At 62.6% G+C, this 2,486-nt stretch carries 1 protein-coding gene and 1 pseudogene (1 of these 2 running past the window's edge); both read right to left on the bottom strand.

Annotated features, from left to right (window positions below; all coding sequences use genetic code 11):
• Window positions 1-2,257, bottom strand: a pseudogene (locus tag A3H92_12675) (hypothetical protein).
• Window positions 2,217-2,486 carry the 3' end of a hypothetical protein gene (locus A3H92_12670; protein OHC73613.1) on the bottom strand. It continues 6,471 nt past the right edge of the window, so 270 of the gene's 6,741 nt are visible here — the last part of the coding sequence; the start codon falls outside the window, past its right edge; it ends in the stop codon at window positions 2,217-2,219. The pseudogene A3H92_12675 and the gene A3H92_12670 overlap by 41 nt, the downstream one beginning before the upstream one ends.

Here is a 2,486-nt window from a genome sequence, read left to right as displayed (position 1 = left end):
TGTCATTCACCGCCGCCACATCGACGGTGACGGTAGAAGTGGCTGTGCCGCCTATGCCGTCGGAGATTGTATAGTCGAAGGCAGCCGCGCCGTTGAAGTTCGCCGTGGGCGTAAATACCACGTTGCCATTCACATCCAAGGCAACCGTGCCACCCACGGCGTTGCCAACCGCAGTCAGCGTCAGCGGATTGCCGTCCGTGTCACTGTCGTTGGCAAGCAAACTGGAGGCCAGGATCGTCACCGCCGTATCCTCGGTGGTCAAAGCCGTGTCGACCCCGGCAACAGGCGCGTCGTTCATAGGGGCGACGTCCACCGTCACCGTCTGGGTGGCCGCGCCGCCCTGGCTATCAGAGACCGTGTAATCGAACATTGCCGCGCCGTTGAAGTCGGCGGTCGGCGTAAACACCACGTCGCCGGAGGCGTCCAGAGCCACCGTGCCGTTAACGGCATTGGAAACCGAGGTCAATGATAGAACATCACCATCAATGTCTGTGTCGTCAGCCAGCAGCGAAGCAGCGGAGATCGTCACCGGCGTGTCCTCAGCGGTGACCGCCGTGTCGGCAACAGCCACCGGAGTGTCATTCACCGCCGCCACATCGACGGTGACGGTAGAAGTGGCGGTGCCGCCCATGCCGTCGGAGATTGTATAGTCGAAGGCAGCCGCGCCGTTGAAGTTGGCCATCGGCGTAAACACCACGTCGCCGGCCGCGTTCAGGGCCACCACTCCGCCAATCGCGTTGGAGACCGCAGTCAGCGTCAGCAGGTTGCCGTCCACGTCGCCGTCGTTGGCAAGCAGACTTGAAGTCAGGATCGTGATCGAAGCGTCTTCCGTCGTCGAAGCCACATCGACCCCGGCAATCGGCGCGTCGTTGACCGGGGCGACGTCAACCGTCACCGTCTGAATGGCGGTCCCACCTTGACCGTCGGAGACCGTGTAATCAAACGTTGCCGCGCCGTTGAAGTTGGTTGCTGGCGTAAACACTACGTTGCCGGAGGCGTCCAGAGCCACCGTGCCGCTAACGGCATTGGAAACCGAAGTGAGGCTCAACGCGCCGCCATCGATATCCGTATCGTTGGCAAGCAAGCTCGACGTAGTGATCGTTACCGCCGTGTCCTCGGCAGTGGACACTGAATCCGTTATGGTAATTGGCGCGTCGTTCACGGACGCGACATTCACCGTCACTGTCTGGGTGGCCGCGCCGCCCTGGCCGTCGGAAACCGTATAATCGAACGTTGTCGCGCCGTTGAAGTTAGCGTTAGGCGTAAACACCACGCCCCCGTTCACATCAAGGGCGACCGTTCCGCCGACCGCGTTGCCCACCGCAGTCAGCGTCAGCGGATTGCCATCGATGTCACTGTCGTTGGCAAGCAAACTGGAGGCCAGAATCGTCACCGCCGTGTCCTCCGAGGTCGAGGCGCCATCGGCGCCCGCCACCGGCGCGTCATTCACAGGCGCAACGTTCACCGTCACTGTCTGGGTGGCCGCGCCACCTTGGCCGTCGGAAACCGTGTAATCGAAGCTGGCGGCACCGTTGAAGTTGGCATCGGGCGTGAACACCACGTCCCCGTTCACATTCAGGGCGACCGTTCCGCCGGCCGCGTTGCCCACCGCAGTCAGCGTCAGCGGGTTGCCGTCGACGTCGCCGTCGTTGGCAAGCAAACTGGAGGCCAGGATGGTCACCGCCGTGTCCTCGGCGGTCGAAGCCGTGTCGGCGCCCGCCACCGGCGCATCATTGACCGGGGCGACGTTCACCATCACCGTCTGGGTTGCCATGCCACCTTGTCCGTCGATGACGGTGTAGTCGAAGCTGGCAGCGCCGTTGAAGTTCGCCGTGGGCGTGAATACTACGTCCCCGTTCACATCAAGGACGACCGTTCCGCCGACCGCGTTGCCCACTGCAGTCAGCGTCAGCGGATTACCGTCGACGTCGCTGTCGTTTGCCAACAGACTCGACGCCAAGATCGTTACCGCCGTGTCCTCGGCAGTGGAGACTGAATCCGCTGTGGCAATCGGTGCGTCGTTCACCGGGGCGACGCTCACCGTCACCGTCTGCGTTGCCGTGCCACCTTGTCCGTCGATGACGGTGCAGTCGAAGCTGGCTGGCCCGTTGAAGTTCACCGTGGGCGCGAACACTACGTCCCCGTTCACGTCAAGGGCGACCGTTCCGCCAATCGCATTACCAACCGCAGTTAGCGTCAGCGGATTGCCATCGATGTCACTGTCGTTGGCAAGCAAACTGGAGGCCAGAATCGTCACCGCCGTATCTTCCAAGGTCGAGGTACTGTCGACGCCCGCCCCCGGCGCGTCGTTCACCGGGGCAACGTTCACCGTCACTGTCTGGGTGGCCGTGCCACCTTGTCCGTCGATGACGGTGTAGTCGAAGCTGGCTGGCCCGTTGAAGTTGGCAGTGGGCGTGAACATCACGTCCCCGTTCACATTCAGGGCGACCGTGCCACCCACGGCATTGGAAACCGAGGTCAATGAT

Source organism: Rhodospirillales bacterium RIFCSPLOWO2_02_FULL_58_16 (assembly GCA_001830425.1).
Lineage (GTDB): Bacteria > Pseudomonadota > Alphaproteobacteria > Rhodospirillales > 2-02-FULL-58-16 > 2-02-FULL-58-16.
This window is presented reverse-complemented; position numbering and strand designations above follow the sequence as displayed.